Origin of the sequence: Cryobacterium sp. M96 (assembly GCF_002929845.1) — a bacterium.
Taxonomy (GTDB): Bacteria; Actinomycetota; Actinomycetes; order Actinomycetales; family Microbacteriaceae; genus Cryobacterium; species Cryobacterium sandaracinum.
The window spans coordinates 1-23,637 of sequence record NZ_PJJS01000025.1 but is presented as its reverse complement, the minus strand read 5'-3'; the positions used below and the strand labels follow the sequence as shown (position 1 = coordinate 23,637).

Genomic DNA, 23,637 nt, shown 5'->3' with positions numbered 1-23,637 from the left:
TGTCCTCCAGGGGTCCGGTGCGGTGCGGGCTTTCTCCCTCAGGCTAGCTGCTCGCTCAGGCTCGCTGCGCTGCGGGACATCCGTCAGCCGTCAGGTCTAAAATCTGATGTCGGTGACGGATGCCGTGACGCCGGCCAGCACATCGGTCAGCACCTCCACGCCGATGCCCGGTCCCGTGGGAACGCGCAGGTGCCCGTTCTCGAGCACGAACGGCGCGGTCAGGTCCTGTTCGTAGTATCGGCTGGAGGCCGACGTGTCCCCCGGCAGCACGAAGTTCGGCAGCCCGGCCAGGGCCACATTCGCCGCCCGACCGATTCCGGTTTCAAGCATTCCGCCGCACCAGACGGGCACACCGTGCGCGGCCGCCACATCGTGGATGCGACGGGCCTCCAGGTAGCCGCCCACCCGCGCCGGCTTGACGTTGATGATGCTGCAGGCACCGAGGGTGATGGCAGTGGCCGCATCCCGGGCCGATTCGATCGACTCGTCGAGGCAGATGGGGGTTCTGATCCGTTTCGCCAGGTTGGCGTGGCCGAGCAGGTCGTCCTCCTTCAGCGGCTGCTCCACCAGGAGCAGGTCGAATGGGTCGAGCCGGGCGAGGTGACGGGCATCCGCGAGGGTATATGCGGTGTTCGCGTCGACCTGCAGCAGCAGCTCCTCGCCGAAGCGCTCGCGCACGGCACGCACCGGCTCGAGGTCCCAACCGGGCTCGATCTTGAGCTTGATCCGAAGGTAGCCCTCCTCCAGGTAGCCGGCCACGGCCTCGAGCAGCTCGTCGATCGAGTCCATGATGCCCACCGACACACCGGCCGGCACCGTGTCGCGCACGGCGCCGAGGTAGCCGCCGAACGAGATGTCGGCCTCCTTCAGCTGCGCGTCGAGGATGGCCGTTTCCAGCGCGGCCTTGGACATCGCGTGCCCCTTCACCGGCTCCACGGCCCCGGCGACGCGTTCGGCGGTGAGCCGGTCGCCGAGCGCCTGCAGCCTCGGGATCAGGTGGTCGCGAATCACGAGGTCGCTGCCGTCGAGGAACTCCGAGCTGTAAAGCGGACTCGTATCGGCGGCGCACTCGGCCCAGCCCTCGGCATCCGCGGTGGTCACCCGCACGATCGTGACCGCCCGCTCGGTCGACGTGCCGAACGAGGTGCGGAAGGGCCGCACGAGGGGAATGTGCACGCGCCGCAGTTCGATGTTCTCGATTTTCATGACAGTTCCTTCGGTGCGAGGGTGCCCCGCGGAGGCGGTCTCCCCGAGGCGAGTGCTTCGATGAGAGTACTGCCCGAGGCTGGTTTTTCGGTGCCGCGACCCGACCGCAACCGGGCGAAACCTGCCACGACCTGCACCGCCCACCTGCTCGGCCCGGGTGACGGATGCCTGGTCGGTGACTGCTCAGCGGCGGCCGTCGACCGCGTCGACGGTGAAGAGCGCGGCCTGCTCCGGGGCGAGCAGCGGCGCGGGCAGCCCGACGAGAGCGAGCACAGCTCCGGTCAGCGTCACTGAACCGTCGGTACCAAAAGCACCGGCGGCACCGGACGAGCCCGGCTCCGCCAGCCAGGCCGGCGGGGCATCCTGGATCGTGCGCGGGGGCGCGCCGAGCGAAAGCGGTGCCACCCGGTAGCGCCGCTCGGGCGCGAGACCGGGGAACCGCATCCGCTCCGGCAGTGCCGCGCGCGGGGCGGCGAGCGCCACCTGGGCGAACAGGGCCGAGTTCTGGTCGGGCGAGACGACACCGTGCAGCTCGAGGGCCGGGTCGCTGGGGTCGGCCCGAACGACGACACCGGAGTGCAGCAGCGGCCGCAGCTGCTTGTAGCGGGCGATCCAGGTGGCGATCTGCACCCGCTCGGACTCGTTCGCGCGGGTCAGGTCCCACTCGATGCCGGCGCTGCCGAACAGGGCGGTCGCCAGCCGGAAACTGAGCTCGGAGGTGCGCCCGGTGGTGTGTGCGGTGGCCGCGCCGAGATGCCCGCCGAGGTACTCCGGCGGTAGGAGCACGCTCGAGTACCGCTGGATCTGCTGCCGCTCGAGCGGGTCGTTGGTGTCGCTGGTCCAGACCCGATCGACGCGCTCGAGAATTCCGAGATCGACCCGGGCTCCCCCCGACGCGCAGGACTCGATCTCGACGCCCGGGTGCTCGGCACGCACGGCATCGATGAGCCGGTACAGCGCCACCGTCTGCCGGTGGGCGGAGCCGGCCAGCAGGTCGCGATTGTGGTCCCACTTCAGGTAGGCGATGGGGTACTCGTTGAGCAGGGCGGTGAGGCGGGCGAACACCCAGCCGAAGGCATCCGGGTTGCCGAGGTCGAGCACGCGCTGGAACCGCCAGGTCAGCGCCGGCGACGAAACACCGACGGATGCCGAACCAATACCGGCCCCAGAACCCCCGACACCAGCCGCGTCCACCCCGCCGAGCACCCACTCCGGGTGCGCGCGGGCGACGTCCGAGTCGGCGCTGACCATTTCGGGTTCGACCCAGAGACCGAAGTCCATGCCGGCCGCGTGCACATGCTCGATCAGCGGGTGCAATCCGCCGGGCCAGGTGACCGGGTCGACGAACCAGTCTCCGAGGGCCCGCCGGTCGTCCGAGCGGCCGGTGAACCAGCCGTCGTCGAGCACGAAGCGCTCCACCCCGACCACGGCCGCCGCGTCGGCCAGGCGGGCCAGGGTCGTCAGGTCGTGGTCAAAGTACACGGCCTCCCAGGTGTTCAGCACGACCGGGCGGTGCCCGGTGATGGTCGACCAGGAACGGACCCACGGATGCAGCCGCGCCGAGAGCCCGTCCAGCCCGGCAGCCGAGTACACGGCCACCGTCCACGGGGTGGTGTGGCTCGCGCCGGGGGCCACTCTCAGCTCGCCGGGTGCCAGCAGCTCGCCGCTGCCGAGCGCCGAGTAGCCCAGCGCGCTGTTCTCGGCCCAGACGTGTTTGTCGCCGCTCCAGGCCAAGTGGGTGGCCCATACCTCGCCGGTGCGGAAGCCGAACCCGGGCGTTCCGGCCGCCATCAGATAGGAGTCGTCGTGGCCGGGGCGGCCGTGACGGGACTCCCGGCTCCACACGCCGTGGCCGAGCGTACTGCGCTGCGGCCGACGCTCGTGGGTCCACAGCCCGGTGAAGTCAAGCAGTTCCCCGGCGCGGTCGGGCACCGGCAGGATGACGTCGAGCGAGCCAAGCTCGAAGGGTGCGGAGGCAGGGTCGTCACCGGTGTTGGTGAGGGTGTGGCGCAGTCGCAGCACACCCTCGACCGAGAGTTCGAGGTCGGTGCGCACGGTCACCCGGGCCGCGGCATCCGTCAGAAAGATCGTCAGGGCCTGTGTGCCGGGCAGCGTGCGGCCGGAGGCAGACGGCACGCCCGCCCGCACACCGCCCGACTGAACCTCGGTGAGGCGCAGATCGAGGGCCACGCCGCCGCGCCCACCGGGCCGGAACCCGCTCACGCCCGGACGCCCGCTCCAGCCTGCCGCGAGGGTGGGCAGTAGCGAGAGCCGCAGGGGCACGTCGATCGAACTCGGCGAGATGGCCGGCACGGATGCGTCGGCCAGCGTTTCCAGCAGTTCACCGTTCAGGTCACCCAGGTCGGCACCCCAGTGCACGATGACGGGCACGCCCGTGCCGCGGGCATCCAGCACAAGGCTGGTGCCCGCGGCACGGAGGTAGGGAATCGACACAGTGGAGCTGATGTTACTTGGTGACCGGGATCGACTGAGCCTCGAGAGCGTCGATCGTGCTCTGCTGGGCGCTCGTGAGAGCATCCGTCAGAGTTCCGCTACCGGTGACGGCACCCTTGAAGCCGTCGGAGGTGTCGTTGTAGACCTGTGTCATGGTCGGGCCCCAGATGAAGTCGGGCGAGACGTGATCGGATGCCTCGGCGAACACGTCGTAGATGGCCTGGCCGCCGTAGAACTCGACGCCTTCCTTGAGGGCCGGCAGTTCGAGGCCGCTCTTGGCGGCCGGGTACAGGTTGGCCGACTTGTTCAGCATCGTGAGCGCCTCGTCAGAGGTGTTCAGCCACAGCGCGAACTGGGCCGCCTCGTAGGGGTGCTCGGAGCCCTTGAAGACTGCGGTGGACGAGCCACCCCAGTTGCCGGCGGCGTTCTCGCCGGCAGCCCACTGCGGGGAGAGGGCGACGGACCAGTTGCCGGCGGTGTCCGGAGCGCCGCTGGCGATGGAGTTCGCACCCCAGGCTGCGGAGTTCCAGGTCCAGTTGGATCCGGTGTTGTAGGCGTTGTTCCACTCGTCGGTCCACGGCGGGTTGGTCGAGACGAGGTCGCGGTCGATCAGGTCCTGCCAGTAGTCGGCGACCTTGACCGACTCGGGGCTGGTCAGGTCGATGGTCCAGTTCTCGCCGTCGTTCTCGAACCAGCTTCCCCCGGCCTGCCAGACGAATCCGGCGAACTGGTTGATGTCACTCTGCGAGAAGTTGGTGATGTAGCCGCCGGTGGCGCGCACGGCTTCGGCGGCAACCGCGAATTCTTCCCAGGTGGTCGGGATCGCGATGTTGTTGGCGGCGAAGAGGTCGGCACGGTAGAACATCGCCATGGGCCCGGCGTCCTGCGGCACCGCGTAGGCTGCGTCTTCTTCACCGAAGTTGACCTGTCCCCAGGTCCAGTCCACGAAGTCGTCCTTGGCGTCGAGAACACCCTCACAGGCGGCGAGGTCCATCAGGCCGTCCTGCACGCGGAAGTTCGGGAGGGCGTCGTATTCGATCTGGCCGAGGTCGGGCGCGTTGCCGGCCTTGAGCTGGTTGAAGAAGTTCTGGTACGTGCCGCCGTTGCCGTTCGGGCCGGTCTGCACCTTTACCTGAACGTCGGGGTTCTCCTCATTCCAGACTGCGGCGACGTCTTCCATCCCGGGGATCCAGGTGGTGAACGTGAGGTCGACCTTGCCCTCGGAGGGTTCGCAGGCGGCGGCGTCGCCACCGCCGGACGTGCTCGAGCCCGACGCACAGCCGGTCAGAACGACCGTGGCTGCGGTGAGCAAGGCGACGGCGGCTGCTCTCTTCTTGATCTGCATTGTTCTTCTTTTCTCTTGGGGGTGGGGGTGGTGCAGCTAAGGGGCGGGTGAGGCCGGCTACTTCACCGAACCGGCGCTGAGGCCGTTTCGCCAGAAGCGCTGGAGCAGCAGGAAGATGATGATCAGCGGGATGATCGACAGCAGGGCGCCGATCAGAACGTAATCGCGCAGCACGGGGATCTGGTTGACCTGCGAGTTCCAGGCGTAGAGGCCGAGCGTGACCGGGAACAGGGTCTCGTCGCGCAGCATGATCAGCGGCAGGAAAAAGTTGTTCCAGATGGCGACGAACTGGAAGAGGAAGACGGTGACCAGGGCCGGCACCATCATCCGCACCGAGACCGTGAAGAAGGTGCGCAGTTCGCCGGCGCCGTCGAGGCGGGCGGCCTCGATCAGTTCGTCGGGAACGCTGGCCGACGCGTAGATGCGGGAGAGGTAGACCCCGAACGGGCTGACCAGGCTGGGCAGGAACACCGACCAGAACGTGTTGGTCAGGCTGATCTGGCTGAAGATCAGGAACAGCGGCAGAGCCAGCGCCGTGGCGGGTACGAGCACCCCGCCGAGCACGACGTTGAAGATCAGTTCGCGTCCCGGGAAGTTGTACTTGGCCAGTGCGTACCCGCACATTCCGGCGATGATCGTACCCACGAGGGCACCGCCACCGGCGTACAGCGCGCTGTTGAGCATCCACTTGAGGTAGACGCCGTCGCGGTAGGCCACCAGGTTTCCGATGTTCTCGAACAGGGAGAAGTCGGCGAACCAGAGCGGGTTCGTGCTGTTGAACTGGGATCGGTTCTTCGAGGCCGCGACCAGCAGCCACCAGATCGGCACCAGGAAGTAGATCGTGAAGACGCCCATGACGACCATGGCACTGACCCGGGCGAACGGGCTCTCGCGCTGGGCGCGCGGTGCCTTCGCCTCGGTTGAACGGATGCCGCGAGCCGGCTTGGCGGGGGTGGTGGGGGTCAGGGTGCTCACTTGGCTTCCTTACGCTGCGTGAACTTCAGGAACGTGAAGGAGAGGATGAACGTGGCCAGGGCCAGCACAACGGAGAACGCGGCGGCCAGGTTGAAGTTCGGGATCGACGAGGTGGAGTACACCGTCAGGTTCGGGGTGAACGTGCTGGTCACGGCCGAGCTGAAGCTGCGGAAGACCTGCGGTTCGGCGAGCAGCTGCAGGGTGCCGATGATCGAGAAAATGGCGGTCAGGATGATCGCCGGCATGATCAGCGGAATCTTGACCGACCAGGCGATGCGCAGCTGGCCGGCGCCGTCGAGGCGGGCGGCCTCGTAGAGTTCGGTCGGGATCGCCAGCAGCGCGGAGTAGATGATGAGCATGTTATAGCCCACGAACACCCAGGTGACGACGTTGGCGATGGCCCAGAGCACGAGGTCGGCCGAGAGGAAGTTGATGTTCTCGGTGACGGCGCGAAACGGCGACAGATTGGGTGAGTAGAGGTAGCCCCACATGATCGCGGCGATGACGCCGGGGACCGCGTAGGGGACGAAGAACGCCAGCCGGAAGAATCTCTTGCCGCGCACGAGCGGCGAGTCCAGCAACAGGGCGAACAGCAGCGCGAGACCGAGCATGATCGGAACCTGCACGGCGCCGAAGGCGAGCACCCGGGTGATCGACTCCCAGAACGGCCCATTCTGGAACACCAGGATGTACTGGGTCAGTCCGCCGAAGACCTCGGTAGCCTGGCCGAAGGTGCCCTCGCGCTCGATCACGAGCAGTGACTGGTAGATCGCGTAGCCGATCGGGACGAGGTAGAACAGGGCGAATAGGGTACCGAACGGCAGCACGAACGCAAGGATCGCGCCCGTGTGCTGCACGCGGGGCTTCGCTCCGGGGGCCTTGGCTGGCTTGGCGGCGCGGGGCCTCTTTCGGGCAGCGCTGCCCGGGGCATCCGTCAGGGGAACGGCAGGTGCGCTCATGATGAGGGGTCCTCTCTAATCACGCGGACGGCTCCGGCCGGCACGCGCACGATTCGACCGACGGGTTCGTCGGTGACGAGCTCGTGGCCGGCGGCCGGAAGCTCGACGTCGCCCGAACCGTGGTTGATGATGAACAGATAGCTGTGGGTGGAGCTCACACGGCGCACGACCTCGATGGCTCCGGTGCGCTCCGGGCCGACCGCGGTGACCCGAGCCTCCTGGGCGATCCTGCGCAGGACGTCCCGCAGGGCGCCGGCCTCCAGCGCGGTGGCGACGTACCAGGCGGTGCCGCCTCCGTGCCGATTGCGGGTGATGGCGGGGATGCCGGGCAGCGGCCCGTCGATGTAGCTCGCGACCACCTCGGCGGTGTCGATGCGCAGGCGTTCGCTCCACAGGCTCGCGGCGGCGCCGGTGTCGAGAGCGAGAACGTGGCCGGGCAGCAGCGGAGAGAACTCCTCCACCGTGATGCCGAGGATCTCGCGGAACGCGCCGGGGTAACCGCCGGTGCGCACCCGGTCGTCTACGTCGACGATGCCGCTGAAGAAGGTGATCAGGGCGTGGCCACCGGCGGCGACGTAGGCGTTGAGATTTTCGGCCTGCGCGTCCGAGACCAGGTAGAGGCACGGGACGACGACGAGGCGGTAGCCCGAGAGGTCGGCATCCGGGGAGACGATGTCGACCGTGACGCCGAGTTCGTGCAGGGCCGCGTAGGCGGCGTGCACCTGGTCGAGGTAGCGCACCGCGTGGGACGGACGGGATTCGCCGTCGCCTGCCCACCAGGATTCCCAGCTGAAGATGATCGCGGCATCCGCGACGACCCGGCTGCCGGTGACCTCGGCAAGACGATCCAGGGTTGCGCCCAGGGCCACGACCTCGCGCCAGAGCACGGTGTCGGTGCCGGCGTGGGGCACCAGGGCGGAGTGGAATTTCTCCGACCCCTGCGGGGAGGCGCGCCACTGGAAGAAGCAGACGCCGTCCGCACCGCGGGCGACGTGGGCGAGGGAGTTGCGGGTCATTTCGCCGGGCGCCTTGGCCAGGTTGTGCGGCTGCCAGTTGACGGCACCGGCGGCCTGTTCCATCAGGAGCCAGGGCTCACCCTGGGCGAGCCCGCGGGTGAGGTCCGCGGCGAAGGCGAGCTCGGTGGCCGGGTCGGCGAGGCGGTGGTCGAGGTAGTGGTCGTTGGCGACGATGTCCATGTCGCCGGCCCAGGCCCAGTAGTCGAGGTTGCGGATGTGCGCGGTGACCATGAAGTTGGTGGTCACGGCCACGTTCGAGTGGCGGCGCAGCACCGCGCTCTCGCGGCGATAGTAGTCGAGCAGTTCGGCGGAGCTGAACCGGTGGAAGTCGAGCACCTGGCCGGGGTTATGGCTGGACAGCGTGAGCCGCGGGGTGAGGATCTCGGCCCACTGGCCGTACCGCTGGCTCCAGAAGGAGGTACCCCAGGCTGCGTTGAGAGCATCGATGGTGCCGTAACGCGCCTGAAGCCAGAGACGGAACGCGGCGGCGGTGTCGTCGCAGTAACAGAGCGCGTTGTGGCAGCCCAATTCGTTGGACACGTGCCAGAGGGCGATGGCCGGGTGGTGGCCGTACCGCTCGGCGACCTTTTCGACCAGGGCCAGCGCATGCTCACGGAACACGGCCGAGCTCGGGCACCAGGCCTGGCGACCGCCGGGGAAACGGGTCGTGCCGTCGTCGGCGACCGGAAGGATCTCGGGGTGAAGTGTGGTCAGCCACGGCGGCGGCGACGAGGTGCCGGTGCCGAGGTTGACCCGGATCCCGTTGGTGTGGAGCAGCTCGATGATCGTGTCGAGGGTGTCGAAGTCGTACTCGCCCGCACGCGGCTCGAGGTTCGACCAGCCGAAGATGTTGATGGCCACCAGGTCGACGCCGGCCTCGCGCATGAGGCGCACATCCTCGGCCCAGGTCTCGGGACCCCACTGCTCCGGGTTGTAGTCACAGCCGTAGGCGATGCCCTCGTGCACGAACGGGTGGGCCGGGGCCGCACCGTTCGAAGTGGCTGCTCGCGAGTTCATGTGCTCCCTGACTGTGGCGTGCACTTCGTGGTGACGACACCGTGGTGACGATTCTGGGCTAACTGTTCTGTGAACGTGCACAGAGTCGGGAGAACAACACTCCGTTGGGTTTTCTGTGAACGTACACAGAGTATGTATCTCCCGGCGGTCGTGTCAAGCGCGGAGTGTGTGCGGGAGCGTTACAGTTATCGAATGGTGACAATCCCGTCTCGACGCAAACGCGCGACGATCCACGACGTCGCCGTGGAAGCCGGAGTCTCCCGCGGCACGGTCAGCCGGGTCGTGAACGACGAGCCCTACGTCTCGGCGTCGGCCCGCATCGCCATCGAGGCGGCCATCGAGAAGGTCGGCTATGTGCCGAACAACGCCGCCCGAAGCCTGGTCATGCAGCGCTCGGAGGCCGTCGGTTTCATCGTGCACGAGCCGCACTCCCTGTTCCTGGACGACCCCAACATCGGCGGAATTCTACTCGGCGCCAACACCGTGCTCTCCCGCGCCGACTACCAGATGGTCAGCCTGGTCATCGACTCCCAGCGCGACACCGAGCGCGTCGCCCGCTACCTCAGCGGCGGTTTCGTCGACGGGGTCGTCATCGTCTCCGCTCGCCAGGAAGACCCGATCACCCGGGTGATCGAGAAGCTGCGCCTTCCGGCCGCCTTCGTGGGACATCCGCCCGACCTGCGCCAGCTTCCCTTCGTGGGCATCGACAACCGGGCGTCGGCGCGCGCCATCACCGAACGCCTCATGCAGACCGGCCGCACGCGCATCGGCATGATTGCCGCCGCGCTCGACCGCGACTCCGGCGCCGACCGTCTGGCCGGCTTCACGGATGCCCTCGGCGACCGCTTCGACCCGGCTCTCGTGGCCCGCGTTCCGCTGTACACCTTCACCGACGGGGCCCTCGGCATGCGTGCGCTGCTTCAGCGTGACCCGCTGATCGACGGCGTGTTCGCCGCCTCCGACGCGGTCGCGGCCGGAGCCATGGAGGCTCTGCGCCATGCCGGGCGCACCATTCCCGGAGACGTCGGCATCGTCGGCTTCGACGACAGCTCCTGGGCGCTGCGCACCCAGCCGCACCTGTCCACCGTGCACCAGCCCGCCTTCGGCCTCGGTGAGCGGGCGGCCGAGTGCGTGCTGGGCCAGTTGCGCGGCGAGGAGCAGCCGGCCGAGGGCATCCTGCTCGAGACTCCGATCGTCTGGCGTGACTCCGCCTGAATCGGGGGTTGGCGGTGCAGGGCCATGGCGGCAGCATCTGGCTTCGGGCTGGCCGGAGCACTCCGGCTGCGCGTCTCCCCCACCGCGCGTGGCTAACCCCCACCCCGCGTGGCTAACCCCCACCCCGCGTGACTAACCCCCACCGCGCGTGGCTAACTCCCACACCGCGCGTGGCTAACCCCCACACCGCGTGGCTAACCCCCACCCCGCGTGGCTAACCCCCACCCCGCGTGGCTAACTCAGGAGAATGCTCGGGCCGGTTAGGGGCATCCGCGTGTTTCCGTGGGATTTTCGGTGCACGACGGATGCCCGCGCTGGATCTCCTGAGTTAGCCACAGCGCGGGTTGGTGAACGGGTCGGGTGAACGATGGATGCGGGCTCGCCTGCGGCGGGGCACACTGGAAGCATGGTTCGCAAGCAGGTTGTCGTGCGCGGGGTGGTGCAGGGAGTCGGGTTCCGCTACTACACCCAGACCGAGGCGCGCCGACTCGGGCTCGCGGGTCATGTGCGCAACCGCGGGGACGGTGCGGTGGAGGTCGAGCTGGAGGGCGACGCGGCAACCGTCTGGGTGATGCTCTCGTGGCTGCAGCACGGCCCGCCGTCGGCCCGGGTCGAGGCGGTCGAGGTCACCACGATTCCGCCGCTCGGCGAGACCGGGTTCCGGATCGGCTTCTGAGCGGAACGGCCGGCTGAGCGGCGGCATCCGGTTGATACCGAGGTCAGCGGGCACCCGACCGGCTGGCGTAGCGTGGGAGCATGTGCGCGCGAGCTGCCGATCCCGCTCGGACGGACCCCCCGAAGCGCGTTCACTCGGCGGCGACGAGATCGGGCGTGCGCGCACTCACTGCGGCACCCGTACGCCGGGCCCTCGCCCGAACTTCTCGGACGCAGCCCGTGCACACCGTGCGCCGCGGGTTCGGCATCGGCCGCCTGCTCCTCGCCGGCCTGGGCGTGGTGGCCCTCGCCGGCTACTTCGATTACGTGCTCGGTTTCGCCACGTTTCAGATCTACAACTACTTCAGCTATTTCACCGTGCAGAGCGGTATGGCCGCGATCGTCGCCTTCGCCGCTGCCGCATTCGTCGCATTTCGGCACACGACCGACCCACCCTGGCTGAACTGGTTCCGGTTGCTTGTGACGACCTACATCACCGTCTCCGGGATCGTATTCCTGACCATCGTCATCCAGTCCTCCTCGCTGGACTACACGATCGAGGTGCCCTGGTCGAGCCAGTTGCTGCACTTCTGGATTCCCACGATCGCACTCCTTGACTGGCTGACGGATGCCGGCAAGGCCCGCCTGCCCTGGAAAATCCTGGTCTGGGTTCTCGTGGTGCCCTCGATCTGGGGAGTGTTCACGCTCATCCGCGGGTCGATCGTGGGGTGGTACCCGTATTTCTTCCTCGACCCGGTGCAGGTGCGCGGCCCGCTCGAGACCGTGATCTACTGCCTGGTCGCGCTGCTGCTCTTCATCGCGATCGCCGCCGTACTCACGGCCACGTCGCGGCTGCCCCCGCGGGCGCAGGGGCGCGAACCTACAGCGGCGTGAAGGTGTATTCGCTGGTCAGGTGCTCGCCCCGGCAGGCGCCGCAGTGGAGCACCCCGGATGCCCGCATCGCGAGGACCCGGGGTGTGCATTGCACGACCTTGGAGCCGCAGCACGGCGAGACCGCCAGGTAGGCGCCGGGGGCGGTGGGTTGGTGCCCGCTCAGGCCACGAATGTGGTGAGTGCCTTCACAGGGCAGGTCAGGGTCGACGTCCAGAAGGACGACGGATTCGCGGTCGATGTCGATGTCGATGTCGAGGAGGATATCCATGGGGAGCACAGCAATCGCACGGTCAAGCAGAAAAGTGGAGCAGTCGCGGGCGGGGGTGGTGCATCCCGGTGACGACCGCACTGGGATGGCCGGCGGAACGAGCCCGGCCTGGAACGGGGGCATCCACCCGTCAGGAATCCGTCGGCAAGGCCAGTCAGGATAACGACTGGACCTCTGGGCGCTGCACCACGACGGGCTGCGACTGCATGAGAACGTGCCCCGAATGGGAGCCAGAATTCATCGACTGGACGTTGGCAGGTGAGTACACCACGAATCTCAGAATTAAGACGGGTTGACAATCGCGAGGCGCCGGCCCGGGATTCGGGGGGCGGCGTGGTGCGGACCTACTCCGTGGTCGGGTTGTCGGTCGGCACGGCCGAGTAGAACGGCTCGAGGCTGCTCAAGGCGGCGGCGAGGAACTCGTCGTCGTCGACCTCCGCGAGGCGCAGAGCGGTCTCCGCCGCAACCAGGCCCACCAGCACCGGTTCGCCGGTGAGCGGAACCATGTTGATCCAGACGCGGAAGTCGTCGTCGCCGCCGACCGTGGACCAGAGCGGGGCATCCGTGTCCCAGAACGGCTCGTCGAATTGCAGCCAGATCTTGTCGAGCGTGCCCATGCCCAGGGCCGAGATGGCGCCGCGGTGCGTGAAGGGCAGCGGCGGGTCGAACTCCATCACCGTGGTCTTCAGCACCCCCAGCGGCACGGTGACGACGACCCGGTCGGCGGAGAGCGACTCGCCGGTGCCGAGCCGGAGGCTGGTGCCGGCTTCGCTGTAGGCGATTTTGGTGACCACGCTCGACCCGAGCATGTCGATGCCGTCGCTGAGGTCGGTAAGCAGGGTGGCGAAGCCGCCCAGCACGATACGATCCTCGCCGGGGTCGGTGTCAGGGTCGGCCTGAGGGTTGGCGTCCGAGTACCAGGAGGACTGCTCCGGAACGGGGCCCCCTGCCAGTGGGTCGAGCACCACCGTGATCTGGTACTCGAGCCAGTCGGCGTCGGAAACGCCGGTGTCGGCATCCGTCGTCGAGAGCTTGGAGGCTCCCGAATCAGCAAGGGACTGCGCGATGGACACGTCGGTGGGCTGCTCGGCGGCCCAGGCCAGCGCCGTGGCGACCGCCTGCGCGCCGGTGTCGGGCACCTCCACGACCGTGCCGGCCGCGGTGCGGACCTCCGGCGGATCGGTGAAGGGGGCCGTGGCGACGCCGCGGTCGGTGAGGTCCTCGTCGAGGGTGGTCTGGCCGGTACGCCGGACGAAAGCCGCGCCGAGCTCGATCGGGAATGGCCAGTCCTTGTCGGTGACGGTGTCGATGCGGCCGCCGATGCGGTCGCGGGCCTCGACCAGGAACACGTCGAAGCCGGCGTCCTGCAGGTCTCGGGCCGCGGTGAGTCCGGCGATTCCGGCGCCGATCACGGCGATGCGCTCCCCCGGGCGCGCCGCTGCGAGCACGTCGCGGGCGGCGCGCTTCCCTGAATCGCGGGCGCCCTGCACCGTGCCCGGCGCGTCGGTGGAGGTGGCCTCACCGGCGAAGAAGAGGCGGTCGTCGACGGGCTGGCCGAGCGCGGCGCGCTGCTCGGGCGTGGCGCCCACCGCGGGGTAACTGAAGGAGCCGCGGGCGAACGGGTCGGCCGACCAGGACGTGCGGCGCATGGCCGCCGGCTTCGGGACGAGCGAGGGTGTCGACGTCGGCTTGGGCGTGACGGATGCCGAGGGCCGCGGAGTCGGCGTCACGCACGCGGTGAGCGCGACCAGGCTCAGGCCGGAGACTGAGCCGAGCAGAAAGGTTCGTCGTTTCATCGCTGTGTCGGCGCCAGGTATGGCGCCGACGTCCTCCTCTCCGAGCGGGCCGGGCAGTACGACCAAGCTACCGCAGAGCCGGGTGAAGTGGCCGGTCGGGTGGGGGTGGGGTGGGGTGTGCGCACGTTACTTCGGAGATTGTCGCGACACACCCCAGCTCTGAAATACGGCGTTTCGCGAAAATCTCCGAGTTTGCGTTCGCCGGTGACGCGGTGGCGGTCTAGCGTGCGTTGGTGGCGGGCGGGGTCCTCGTCAGCGCGTCAGCTCACAGCACGTGGCTGGCAGCAGACGATGGCAGCACACAGCACGTCAGGCGAACCGATGCTGCAGGAAGCCGTCCTCGAGCAGCTCCCGCACGCGCGGGAGCAGGTCCGCGGCGAGTTCGCGCTCATCGACGTCGAGCAGTTCGGCCAGCGCAGCGACGATCGAGCCGACGTCGAGCTCACCGTCAGAGGCGCCGACCAGGGCGGCGAGGCCGGTGTCCAGCGCGATCAACCGGCCGAAGCCGGTGCCCTGGTGCAGCGTCATCAGGGTGGGGTCCTCCTGGCCGGGCCAGTAGTGCCGTACCTCGGTGACATCGGATGCGACGGCGAGCCGCGCGCGGGCGAGGCGGGCGTCATCCGTTGCCGCGTGCCAGTCGTGGGCGGCGAGGCAAGCGGCAAGATGGCTGCCCATGCCTCCCGGATTGTGGCCGAGGGTGCCGGGGAGGCGTTCGAGCCGACGGAAGGTGGGGGTGCCGGCGGCCGGGCGGCGCAGCAGCATGTAGCCGAAGCCGACCTGACTCACGCCGCGCGCCGCGAAGTCGTCGAGCCAGGCCCCGTAGAGGCGGTCGAAGTCGGCGGTGTCGGAGCGGGTGCCGCCGTCTCGGATCCACGTCTCGGCGTAAAGCGTGGGGGCCTGCACCTCGCGTTCGATGATCCAGGCGTCGAGTGCGGCGGCATCCGTGGCCTGCACGGTCTCCTGCTGGCCCCCGTGCGCACCCTCGGCACCGGCCCTCGCGGCACCCTCGGCCCCGGCGGCACCCTCCGCCCCGGGCGTGTGCGAATTCGACGGAGATTCTGCTCCCAGAGGGGCCAAACGCGCCGAATTCGGGCTGTTTGTGGCAAAATCTCCGTCGAATTCGTCAGGGCGCAGCGGGGCGGAAGCTGGCGATGCAGGGGATGCGACAGGGGTGACAGGGGTGACGGGGGCGGCGAGCCAGGCGGCCAGACGCTCGAAGGCATCCTGGCCGGCGTGGTACTCCCAGTTCCCGAGCAGCTGGGCGACGCCGCCGGGGGTGAGATGTTCGGCAGCGCCGCGCACGACCGCCTCGACGAGCGCGTCGCCGACCAGGCCGCCGTCGCGGTATTCGTAGGCCGGCACACCCGGCACACGCGGGGTGATCACGAACGGAGGGTTGGAGATGATGTGGTCGAAGCGCTCCCCCGCGACCGGTTCGAACAGGCTCCCGAGGCGAAACTCGATATTCCCGATCTCGTTCAGCTCCGCGTTGAGCGCGGCAAGCTCCAGGGCTCGCACCGAGATGTCGGTGGCTACCACCCGGTCGGCGTGCCGGGACGCGTGCATGGCCTGGATTCCGCATCCGGTGCCCAGGTCGAGGGCGCTGGCCACCGGGGTCGGGATCAGTAGCCCGGTCAATGTGAGGGATGCCCCACCCACCCCGAGCACATGGCTTTCGCCGAGCGGGTGGCCGAGTGCGAGCTCTCCCAGGTCGGACACGATCCACCAGCTTCCGGCGCCATGCGCGTCGACGAAGCTGTAGGGCCGCAGTTCGAGGAGCGGGCGGAGGGTTCCGGCCGCACCGGATGCGACAGGGCCGACACCCGGAAGGACATCGGCGTCGACACCGGCGTCGACGGATACCGCGAGGCCGAGCTCCTCGGCCCCGGCGGCACCCAGCGCGGGGAGGGCGACATCGAGATCCGCACGGTCGACGGGCAGGCCGAGCACGAACAGGCGAGCCAGTGTGGCGCAGGGTTCGGCGTGCCCGAGCCTCTCCCGGAGACCGTCCAGCCCCCGAAGCGCCGGGACCCGCTGGTTGCGGCGCAACGCGGCATCCGCTTCGATCCCCCACAGGCCAGTGAGGGCCGAGACCGAGAAGTTGGCGGCGGCGAGGTCGGCGCGAAGCCGGTCGATCAGTGCAGAAGTCACCCGTCTATTCAACTGCACCGGCCGCCGCTACCGGCGCTCCTCCGCCACGCTGTTACCGCCGTCGACGACGATCGTCTGGCCGGTGACGTATGACGCGCCGGGCGAGGCCAGCCAGGCGATCACGGAGGCCACCTCGGCAGCCGTGCCGCTGCGCCCGACGGGCACGAGCGCGCCCTCGACTGCCTCGCTCTCCAGCTGCGACCCGGTCTCGATCCAGCCCGGTGCGACCGCGTTGGCGGTGATGCCGAGCCAGGCCTCATCCACGGCGAGCGCTCGGGTGAGCCCGGCCAGACCAGCCTTCGCGGCCGCATACGTCAGGTCCCCGCGCGACGCCATCACCGGCCCAGACACGCTGGACACTGTGACGATGCGCCCCCAGGCCGCCGCGTGCATGAAGCCGATCACGGTGCGCGTGGCGTGGAAGGCGGTCGATAGGTTGATCGCGAGGCCGCGGTCCCACTCGTCCGGCAACGTGGTGCTCACGTCGCCGTGCAGCATCTCGGCATCGCCGACCGCGACCATGCCCGCGTTGTTCACCAGAATCGTGGGCGCCAGCCCGGCGGTCGCGAGGGAGTCGGCGAGCACCAGCGCGCCGGCCTCGGCGTGGAGGGTGCAGACGATGCCGGATGCCGCGATGCCCCGTTCCGTCAGCTCGGCCGCTCGCTCGTGCACGCGTTCGGTCGTGGCGGTGAGCACGACGTGTGCACCGAGCTCACCCAGCATCCGTGCCGCGGCGAATCCGATCCCGGAGGCGCTGCCGGCCCCGGTGACCAGGGCCGTACGACCGGCGAGGTTCCACGCGTCGGGCAGGGCGAAAGCGAGAGGGACGGGGACACCGATAGAAGCAGGGAGTCCGACAACCTCGGGGAGAGTCATGGCGCCATGCTAGCGGCTACCGCGGCACGTCCATCGGGATGGCGGCGAACTCGCGCACGACCAGCCGGGGCGTGACCATCCGGTGCCGGGGTTCGGCCGACTCGGGGGCTCCGTGCACCTTGCCGCCGAACTCGCCGGTGAGCAGTTCGAGCACTCCGGCGGCCACCTCGTCCACTGCTTGGTCGACGCTGGAAAGCCCGATCGCGGCGGCGATGGGGGTGTTGTCGTAGCCGGTGACGGGCACACGCTCGGGGTTCGCGATCATCGCCCCGAGGGCGAGCGAGTCGCTCGCGCAGAGCACGGCATCGATCTGGCCGGCGTTCTGCCGCAACTGCTGCATGGCCGCGGTGCCCTGGCTGACGCCGTCAGTGGTGACGATCTCCAGCTCGGCCAAGTCCCGCTCCGAGACGTCGCCGCGTTCGATCATCGCGTCGTACCAGCCTCGTCGGCGGTCATCGCCGGTGCCCGACGGGCTGGGCCAGCCGATGTAGGCGATGCGCCGGGCTCCGGTCTCCTGCTGTGTCCGCGTGGCAGCGTGCAGGCCGGACCAGCCATCCACATCCACCCACAGGTGCTGCGGGTCGTTCATATCGTCGACTCCCCACGGCCGCCCGAAGGTGACGAAGGAGATGCCGTTCTCGATCAGCCATCGGGTGCGTGGGTCGCCGGCGAACGTCGACGTGAGCACGAAACCATCGACATCCGCGCCGTCGTTCAGGCGCCGGAACTGGATGATCTCGTCTTCGGGGCTCGTGGCCGTGAACAGCAGCACCCGCAGCCCCTGGGCGTCGGCCTGCTCGGTCACGGCGTGCAGAAACCGGTCGAGCACCGAACCGGAGATGCCGTCGATCACCGGGTCCAGCCGGATGCCGATGGTCGAGCTGCGCCGCGTGCGCAGCCGGCGGGCGGAGGCGTGCGGCCGGTACCCGAGTTCGGCGATGGCAGCCTCGACCCGCTGGCGGGTGTCGGTGCGCACGATGCCGGGCGAATTCATCACATTCGAGACGGTCTGCCGGGAGACGCCGGCCGCGAGCGCGACATCCGTCACCGTGGGGAACCCACCCATCGCCGCTCCTGCCCCACGCCCTTGTCGGACGCGCCTGCCCCCGTGAATTGAACGATCAAATATTGTTCTGCACAGAATACCGCGTCTCGACGGATCGCGGAAACACGGTGATTAGATCGATCAAAAAAAAGTTTGATCGATCAAATGAATTCAGCTATCGTGACCGTTACACAAGCAAACGCGCATCGATGCGCGACTCAAGGAGAAACAAGATGCAACGACGCAACTCCCGCTGGCTGATCGGAACCGGGCTCGCCGTGGCCGGCGCCCTCACCCTCAGCGCGTGCGGTTCCGGATCCGGCTTCGGCGGCGACACCGCCGATTCGGGCGAAGAGCTCACGAGCGATTCCACCCAGGGGCTCAACATTCTGATCGGTTCCAGCGGCGACGCCGAGACCGCCTCCGTCAACGCCGCCGTGGCCGCCTGGTCCGAGACCTCTGGCACCGACGCCAAGGTCAGCGTCGCCAGCGACCTCAACCAGCAGCTCGCCCAGGGCTTCGCGGCCCAGAAGCCCGCCGACGTCTTCTACCTGTCGACGGATGCGCTCGCCGGCTATGCCTCGAACGGCTCGCTCCTGGCCTACGGCGACGATCTGGCCAACAAGGACGACTTCTACCCGAGCCTGGTCAGTTCCTTCACATACGAGGGCGACTTCTACTGCGCGCCGAAGGACTTCTCGACCCTGGGTCTGATCATCAACGACGACCTCTGGGCTCAGGCCGGGCTGACGGATGCCGACATCCCCACCACCTGGGACGAGCTCGCGGCCGTCAGCAAGACGCTCACGACCGACAGCCAGGTCGGACTCGCCCTCGGCGGCGAATACGCCCGTCTGGGCGCGTTCATGGCCCAGGCCGGCGGCAGCCTGATGAGCGAAGACAACACCGAGGTCACCGCGAACAGCGCGGAGAACGTCGCGGGCCTCGAATACGCGCAGACCCTCCTGAACGACGGGGTGATGAGCTACGCCAGCGAAATCGGTGCCGGGTGGGGTGGCGAGGCGTTCGGCAAGCAGCTCTCGGCCATGACCATTGAGGGCAACTGGATCACGGGCGCGATGAAGAGCGACTTCCCCGACGTCAACTACACGGTCGCCGAGCTGCCTGCAGGCCCGGAGGGCCAGGGCACCCTGCAGTTCACCAACTGCTGGGGCATCGCCGCCGACAGCCCCAACCAGGCCGGCGCGCTCGAGCTCGTCGAACAGCTCACCAGCAAGGATGCCCAGCTCACCTTCTCGGAAGAATTCGGCCCGATGCCCTCGATCAAGTCGGCCGCCGAAGACTGGAAGAGCGCCAACCCCACCCTGGTGGCCTTCCTCGACGGCGCCGACTACGCCAAGGGCGTGCCCAACGTGCAGGGCGCCGCGGATGTCACGAGCGACCTGAACGCCCAGCTCGAGTCGCTGAAGACCGGGGACGCGCAAGCGATTCTCGATTCCGTGCAGAAGAACCTCGAAGCACTGCTGAAGTAGTCCACCATGTCGACGCCTGCACGCACGGCTCGCCGCTCGAATATCCGGGGCGGCGAGACCGCCTCGGGGTGGCTCTTCACCGCCCCGATGATCATCCTGCTCGGCTTGTTCCTGGTCATCCCGGTGCTGATGGCCCTCTGGGTCAGCTTCTCCGACTGGAACGGCCGCGGCAGCCCCTTCAGCGGCACAGTGTCGTTCGTGGGCCTCGACAACTACTCCGCCCTGGTCGGCGGCGGCGGCCTGGCCGAACAGGACTTCGGCACAGCGCTGCGTAACAACGCCTGGTACGTCCTCCTGGTCGTGCCGACCCAGACCATGCTGTCGCTGCTGCTGGCCGTGCTGGTCAACCGGCAGATCCTGCGCGGCCGCGGCTTCTTCCGCACCGCGTTCTATTTCCCGTCGGTGACCAGCTCGGTGGCCATCACGGTGCTCTGGCTGTTCCTGTTCAGCGCCAGCGGCGCCGTCAACAAACTGCTGGCGTTCATCGGCGTCAACGGACCGAACTGGTTCAACGACCCCAGCGGCGTGCTGCACAACATCCTCGGAGCGTTCGGCGTCGAGACCGGCCCGGCCGCGCTCACCGGCAACACGTTCCTCGGAATCTCTTTCTGGGAGTGGCTCGCCGGGCCATCCGTGGCCATGAGCGCCTTCATCCTGATGGCCGTGTTCACCACCAGCGGCACGTTCATGCTGCTGTTCATCGCCGCGTTGCAGAACCTCAGCGGCGACGTCGTCGAGGCCGCCATGATGGACGGCGCCAACGGCTGGCAGCGGTTCTGGCGGGTCACCCTCCCCCAGCTGCGACCGACCCTCTTCACCGTGCTCACCCTCGGCCTGATCGGCGCCTGGCAGGTCTTCGACCAGATCTATACCGGCACGCAGGGTGGACCAGGCAAGACCACGCTCACTCCGGCCTATCTCTCCTATCAGGCCGCTTTCACCAACCAGGCCTGGGGCCAGGGCGCCGCGATCGCTTTCATCCTGTTCGTCATCATCGTGGCCTTCACCCTGTTCCAGCGCGCTCTGCTGGCCGAACGCAAGGTCTCCAACCGGCGGATGCGTCCGTATCTGCAGAGCCCGACATCCGGAGGTTCGAAATGAGCACCACGGTGAGAACCCGCGAGCGCACCGTCTCTCCCTCCCGACGCCTGCGCGCCCTGGGCCGGGAACAGTTGCCGACCCGCGCGATCGCCGGCCGATCGCTGCTTTACGCGATCCTGATCGTGCTCGCGATGATCTACATCGCCCCGTTTCTGATTCAGGTCGCCACCTCCTTCAAAACGGATGGCGATGCCGCCAGCAATCCCATGTCGCTGCTGCCGCAGACCTGGTCCACGGCCGCGTACGAGAGGTTGTTCCTCAACTCGGACTTCCCGGTCTGGTTCCAGAACTCCGCCATCGTCACCGTCTTCGTCACCCTCGGCCGCGTCTTCTTCAATTCCCTGGCCGGTTACGCCCTCGCGCGGCTGCACTTCCGGGGCCGCACCGTGATCTTCGCGCTGCTCATCGCCGTGATGAGCGTGCCCGGGGTCGTGCTCCTGATCCCGAAGTTCCTGGTGATCAACCAGCTCGGCATCTACGACACCTACGTTGCAATGATCGTGCCGCTGCTCACGGATGCCGCGGGCGTCTTCATCATGAAAAACTTCTTCGAGTCGATTCCGGCGAGTGTGGAGGAGCAGGCACGCATCGACGGGGCCAGCACCTTCCGGGTGTTCTGGTCGATCGTTCTGCCGATGGCCCGGCCGGCCCTGGTGACCATCATCATCCTGTCGTTCCAAGGGTCCTGGAACGAACTGTCCCACTTCATCGTGGCCACGCAGTCCCCCGAGCTGACGACGCTGACCAAGGGCGTGGCGTCACTGGCCTCCGGGCAGCTCAGCCAGGGCACGCAATACCCACTCAAGCTGGCCGCGGCGGCGATCATGACCATCCCGGTCGCGGTGATGTTCTTCATCTTCCAGAAACGCATCATGAACACCACCGATGGGGCGGTGAAGGAGTAGTCCTTCTCTCCACCCTTTTCCTTCCGTTCGCTCGCTACTTCTGTTCCTTCTGTTTCTTCTGTTTCTTCTGTTTCTTCTGTTTCTTCTCTACTTCCATCCCTTCTCTACTTCCATTCCTTCTGTTCCTTCTGCAGATCCGCACCACAACCCCCTCTGGAGTCGTACCTCGCTCATGTTCTCTCACCCCGTCCAGCCTCTGCTCCATGACTCCGCCATCGTTCTGGCGGCCCCGACCCAGGCGTGGTCGCGGTCCGACGGGCAGACCGACAAACCCATCCACGGCTTGTACCACGCGGACACCCGGATCCTCTCCGGCTGGTCCCTGCTGATCGGCGGCCAGACCGGCGAAGCGATCGGACACGCCCAGCGCGGCGCGGGAGAGGTCACCTTCACGTCGCTGCTCCGCCACCTCGACGACCGCACCGCCGACCCCCGGCTGCGGCTCGAAGTCACCCGCACGGTCACCGCGGGGCGCCTGACCGAACGGATCGAGATCATCTCGGGACTCGAGCAGGCTGTCGACACGACCGTGTCCGTGCGCCTGACGCCCGATTTCGCCGATATGCAGACCGTGAAGGCCGGCCTCGCGGGTGCCGCCGAGCGCGACGCTTTCGGGGGCGTGGACCTGCCCGCGGCACCGGATGTCGTTGTGACGGAGGCGAGCGGGGGCATCCGTCTGTCGACCGACACCGTGGCGGCGCTGGTGGGGGTGAGCGACGACGGGGTGCTGGTCGGCTCGACCGCCGAGGCTGACACCGAGGTCACCGGCACCTGGTCGGTCACCGTGCCCGCGAAAAGCAGCGTCACCGTGGAGTGGACCGTCGAGATCGCGCACGCGGCCACCGTGGTGCAGGCCGCATCGGGGCTGCCTGAGTGGTCCGGGGTGTCGGTGCGCTCCGGCGATGCGCGCCTCGGACGTTGGGTGGCACGTGCGCTCGACGACCTGACCGGTCTGCGGATGGCCACCACGACGAGTCCGGCCGAGCCGTTCCTGGCCGCCGGCGCCCCCTGGTTCTTCACCCTGTTCGGCCGGGATTCCCTGTGGGCGGCGCGCTTCCTGCTGCCGCTCGGCACCGAGATCGCGGGCTCCACGCTGCGCCTGCTCGCGCAGCTGCAGGGCACCAAGAGCGACACCGAGACCGCGGAACAGCCCGGCAAGATCATGCACGAACTGCGCCCCGATGTGTACTCGATGCCCGGCGAGAGCCTGTCGCTGCCGCCGCTGTACTACGGCACCGTCGACGCCACCCCGCTCTGGATCTGCCTGCTGCGCGACGCCTACCGTTGGGGTTTGGCCACCGAAGAAGTCGAGGCTCTGCTGCCTGCCCTCGAAGCGGCCCTCGGCTGGATGCGCGACTTCGGCGACAGCGACGGCGACGGCTTCCTCGAATACGTCGACATCACCGGCCACGGCCTCGCGAACCAGGGCTGGAAGGACTCCGGCGACTCGATCCAGTGGCGCGACGGCAGCCTCGCCGATGGACCGATCGCCCTCTGCGAGGTGCAGGCGTACGCCTACGAGGCCTATATCGGCGGCGCCGAACTGCTCGACGCCTTCGGCAGGGCCGGCGGCGACGCCTGGCGCGCCCGGGCGGCCGCGCTCCAGACCCGGTTCCGGGACTCGTTCTGGATCGACGCGCCCGCCGGCCGCTACCCGGCCGTCGCCCTCGACGCCTTCAAGCGCCCGGTCGACACTGTGACCAGCAACATCGGCCACCTGCTCGGAACCGGGCTGCTCTCCGCGGAGGAGTCCGCCCTCGTGGCCGCCCGGCTCGTGTCCCCGGAGTTGAACTCCGGCTACGGTCTCCGCACGATGTCGACGGACTCCGTCGGCTACTGGCCGCTGAGCTACCATGGCGGCTCGGTGTGGACCCACGACACCGCGATCGCGATCGCCGGTCTGGGGCGCGCCGGTTTCGGTGCCGAGGCCGGCATCCTGATCGAGGGGCTGCTCGCGGCGGCCGAATCATTCGACTACCGCATGCCGGAACTGCACTCGGGCGACGCGTCCTCCCTGGTTGCCGCCGCGGTTCCCTACCCGGCCGCCTGCCGCCCGCAGGCCTGGTCGGCGGCGGCGGCGGTCTCCGTGCTCGGCACCGTGCTCGGCCTGGAACCCGATCCGGTCACCGGCCAGGTCACCTCCACCCCGATCATCCCCGCGGTCGTCGGCGACGTTGCAGTGCGCGGCCTCCGGACCCCGCCGGCGCCGGCCCGCGTCGGCTAGTCGCGGCCCGGCCCGCGTCGGCTAGTCGCGGCCCGGCCCGCGT

General features: G+C 68.5%; 18 protein-coding genes. 7 read left to right on the top strand and 11 right to left on the bottom strand.

Annotation, left to right across the window (positions count from 1 at the left end; all coding sequences use genetic code 11):
- Positions 1 to 96 precede the first annotated feature (96 nt).
- The 6 genes from menC to CXY79_RS01190 all read right to left on the bottom strand — a co-directional run bounded on the left by menC (position 97) and on the right by CXY79_RS01190 (position 8,972).
- Entirely contained in the window at positions 97 to 1,206 is a 1,110-nt protein-coding gene (menC, locus tag CXY79_RS01215) for an o-succinylbenzoate synthase (RefSeq protein WP_104099346.1), read from the bottom strand.
- 183 nt (positions 1,207 to 1,389) lie between these two features.
- Positions 1,390 to 3,660, bottom strand: a complete 2,271-nt coding sequence (locus CXY79_RS01210) for an alpha-galactosidase (protein ID WP_104099345.1) — start codon at positions 3,658 to 3,660, stop codon at positions 1,390 to 1,392.
- A 13-nt stretch (positions 3,661 to 3,673) separates the two neighbouring features.
- Positions 3,674 to 5,005: an extracellular solute-binding protein gene (locus CXY79_RS01205; protein WP_104099344.1), complete on the bottom strand. Its 1,332-nt coding sequence runs from the start codon at positions 5,003 to 5,005 to the stop codon at positions 3,674 to 3,676.
- 57 nt (positions 5,006 to 5,062) lie between these two features.
- Entirely contained in the window at positions 5,063 to 5,980 is a 918-nt protein-coding gene (locus CXY79_RS01200) for a carbohydrate ABC transporter permease (RefSeq protein ID WP_369827914.1), read from the bottom strand.
- The gene (locus CXY79_RS01195) at positions 5,977 to 6,939 is read right to left on the bottom strand and encodes a carbohydrate ABC transporter permease (RefSeq protein WP_104099343.1); all 963 of its coding nucleotides are present in this window, start codon (positions 6,937 to 6,939) and stop codon (positions 5,977 to 5,979) included. Before CXY79_RS01195 ends, CXY79_RS01200 begins: the two co-directional genes overlap by 4 nt.
- The gene (locus CXY79_RS01190; protein WP_104099342.1) at positions 6,936 to 8,972 is read right to left on the bottom strand and encodes a beta-galactosidase; all 2,037 of its coding nucleotides are present in this window, start codon (positions 8,970 to 8,972) and stop codon (positions 6,936 to 6,938) included. The genes CXY79_RS01195 and CXY79_RS01190 overlap by 4 nt, the downstream gene beginning before the upstream one ends.
- A gap of 192 nt (positions 8,973 to 9,164) precedes the next feature.
- Between CXY79_RS01190 and CXY79_RS01185 the strand changes: the two genes are divergently transcribed.
- From CXY79_RS01185 to CXY79_RS01175, 3 genes are all read left to right on the top strand, one after another.
- On the top strand, positions 9,165 to 10,187 hold the full coding sequence (locus CXY79_RS01185; RefSeq protein WP_104099341.1) for a LacI family DNA-binding transcriptional regulator: 1,023 nt from the start codon (positions 9,165 to 9,167) through the stop codon (positions 10,185 to 10,187).
- A 406-nt stretch (positions 10,188 to 10,593) separates the two neighbouring features.
- Positions 10,594 to 10,863, top strand: coding sequence for an acylphosphatase (locus CXY79_RS01180; protein WP_104099340.1), 270 nt, complete (start codon positions 10,594 to 10,596; stop codon positions 10,861 to 10,863).
- Between the two features lie 155 nt (positions 10,864 to 11,018).
- The gene (locus CXY79_RS01175) at positions 11,019 to 11,735 is read left to right on the top strand and encodes a Pr6Pr family membrane protein (protein WP_134372998.1); all 717 of its coding nucleotides are present in this window, start codon (positions 11,019 to 11,021) and stop codon (positions 11,733 to 11,735) included.
- On the opposite strand, the gene CXY79_RS01170 is transcribed toward CXY79_RS01175, so the two are convergent.
- The 5 genes from CXY79_RS01170 to CXY79_RS01150 form a co-directional block, all read right to left on the bottom strand.
- Entirely contained in the window at positions 11,722 to 12,003 is a 282-nt protein-coding gene (locus tag CXY79_RS01170; protein ID WP_104099338.1) for a hypothetical protein, read from the bottom strand. The genes CXY79_RS01175 and CXY79_RS01170 overlap by 14 nt on opposite strands.
- Before the next feature lie 344 nt (positions 12,004 to 12,347).
- A complete protein-coding gene (locus CXY79_RS01165; protein ID WP_104099337.1) occupies positions 12,348 to 13,799 on the bottom strand; it encodes an NAD(P)/FAD-dependent oxidoreductase in 1,452 nt (483 codons plus the stop codon).
- 309 nt (positions 13,800 to 14,108) lie between these two features.
- Positions 14,109 to 15,950 carry a methyltransferase gene (locus CXY79_RS16295; RefSeq protein ID WP_233191119.1) on the bottom strand — a complete coding sequence of 614 codons (1,842 nt, stop codon included), beginning with the start codon at positions 15,948 to 15,950 and terminating at the stop codon, positions 14,109 to 14,111.
- 27 nt (positions 15,951 to 15,977) lie between these two features.
- Positions 15,978 to 16,826: an SDR family NAD(P)-dependent oxidoreductase gene (locus CXY79_RS01155; RefSeq protein ID WP_104099336.1), complete on the bottom strand. Its 849-nt coding sequence runs from the start codon at positions 16,824 to 16,826 to the stop codon at positions 15,978 to 15,980.
- A gap of 16 nt (positions 16,827 to 16,842) precedes the next feature.
- Positions 16,843 to 17,892, bottom strand: a complete 1,050-nt coding sequence (locus CXY79_RS01150; protein ID WP_104099335.1) for a LacI family DNA-binding transcriptional regulator — start codon at positions 17,890 to 17,892, stop codon at positions 16,843 to 16,845.
- Positions 17,893 to 18,104: 212 nt separating this feature from the next.
- Here CXY79_RS01150 and CXY79_RS01145 point away from each other — a divergent pair, with 212 nt between their 5' ends.
- The 4 genes from CXY79_RS01145 to CXY79_RS01130 all read left to right on the top strand — a co-directional run bounded on the left by CXY79_RS01145 (position 18,105) and on the right by CXY79_RS01130 (position 23,594).
- Positions 18,105 to 19,364, top strand: a complete 1,260-nt coding sequence (locus tag CXY79_RS01145) for an extracellular solute-binding protein (RefSeq protein WP_104099334.1) — start codon at positions 18,105 to 18,107, stop codon at positions 19,362 to 19,364.
- A gap of 6 nt (positions 19,365 to 19,370) precedes the next feature.
- On the top strand, positions 19,371 to 20,465 hold the full coding sequence (locus CXY79_RS01140) for a carbohydrate ABC transporter permease (RefSeq protein ID WP_104099333.1): 1,095 nt from the start codon (positions 19,371 to 19,373) through the stop codon (positions 20,463 to 20,465).
- Positions 20,462 to 21,370 carry a carbohydrate ABC transporter permease gene (locus tag CXY79_RS01135; protein ID WP_104099332.1) on the top strand — a complete coding sequence of 303 codons (909 nt, stop codon included), beginning with the start codon at positions 20,462 to 20,464 and terminating at the stop codon, positions 21,368 to 21,370. The genes CXY79_RS01140 and CXY79_RS01135 overlap by 4 nt, the downstream gene beginning before the upstream one ends.
- Before the next feature lie 172 nt (positions 21,371 to 21,542).
- Positions 21,543 to 23,594, top strand: coding sequence for a glycogen debranching N-terminal domain-containing protein (locus tag CXY79_RS01130; RefSeq protein ID WP_104099331.1), 2,052 nt, complete (start codon positions 21,543 to 21,545; stop codon positions 23,592 to 23,594).
- Positions 23,595 to 23,637 lie beyond the last annotated feature (43 nt).

Bases quoted from the DNA above. Each gene is read 5' to 3' on its own strand.
- CXY79_RS01145 (WP_104099334.1), top strand. From the start codon at position 18,105: ATGCAACGACGCAACTCCCGCTGGCTGATCGGAACCGGGCTCGCCGTG.
- CXY79_RS01165 (WP_104099337.1), bottom strand. From the start codon at position 13,799: ATGAAACGACGAACCTTTCTGCTCGGCTCAGTCTCCGGCCTGAGCCTG.
- CXY79_RS01205 (WP_104099344.1), bottom strand. From the start codon at position 5,005: ATGCAGATCAAGAAGAGAGCAGCCGCCGTCGCCTTGCTCACCGCAGCC.
- CXY79_RS01130 (WP_104099331.1), top strand. From the start codon at position 21,543: ATGTTCTCTCACCCCGTCCAGCCTCTGCTCCATGACTCCGCCATCGTT.
- CXY79_RS01185 (WP_104099341.1), top strand. From the start codon at position 9,165: ATGGTGACAATCCCGTCTCGACGCAAACGCGCGACGATCCACGACGTC.
- CXY79_RS01150 (WP_104099335.1), bottom strand. From the start codon at position 17,892: ATGGGTGGGTTCCCCACGGTGACGGATGTCGCGCTCGCGGCCGGCGTC.
- CXY79_RS01190 (WP_104099342.1), bottom strand. From the start codon at position 8,972: ATGAACTCGCGAGCAGCCACTTCGAACGGTGCGGCCCCGGCCCACCCG.
- CXY79_RS01180 (WP_104099340.1), top strand. From the start codon at position 10,594: ATGGTTCGCAAGCAGGTTGTCGTGCGCGGGGTGGTGCAGGGAGTCGGG.
- CXY79_RS01170 (WP_104099338.1), bottom strand. From the start codon at position 12,003: ATGGATATCCTCCTCGACATCGACATCGACATCGACCGCGAATCCGTC.
- menC (WP_104099346.1), bottom strand. From the start codon at position 1,206: ATGAAAATCGAGAACATCGAACTGCGGCGCGTGCACATTCCCCTCGTG.
- CXY79_RS01155 (WP_104099336.1), bottom strand. From the start codon at position 16,826: ATGACTCTCCCCGAGGTTGTCGGACTCCCTGCTTCTATCGGTGTCCCC.
- CXY79_RS01135 (WP_104099332.1), top strand. From the start codon at position 20,462: ATGAGCACCACGGTGAGAACCCGCGAGCGCACCGTCTCTCCCTCCCGA.
- CXY79_RS01140 (WP_104099333.1), top strand. From the start codon at position 19,371: ATGTCGACGCCTGCACGCACGGCTCGCCGCTCGAATATCCGGGGCGGC.
- CXY79_RS01195 (WP_104099343.1), bottom strand. From the start codon at position 6,939: ATGAGCGCACCTGCCGTTCCCCTGACGGATGCCCCGGGCAGCGCTGCC.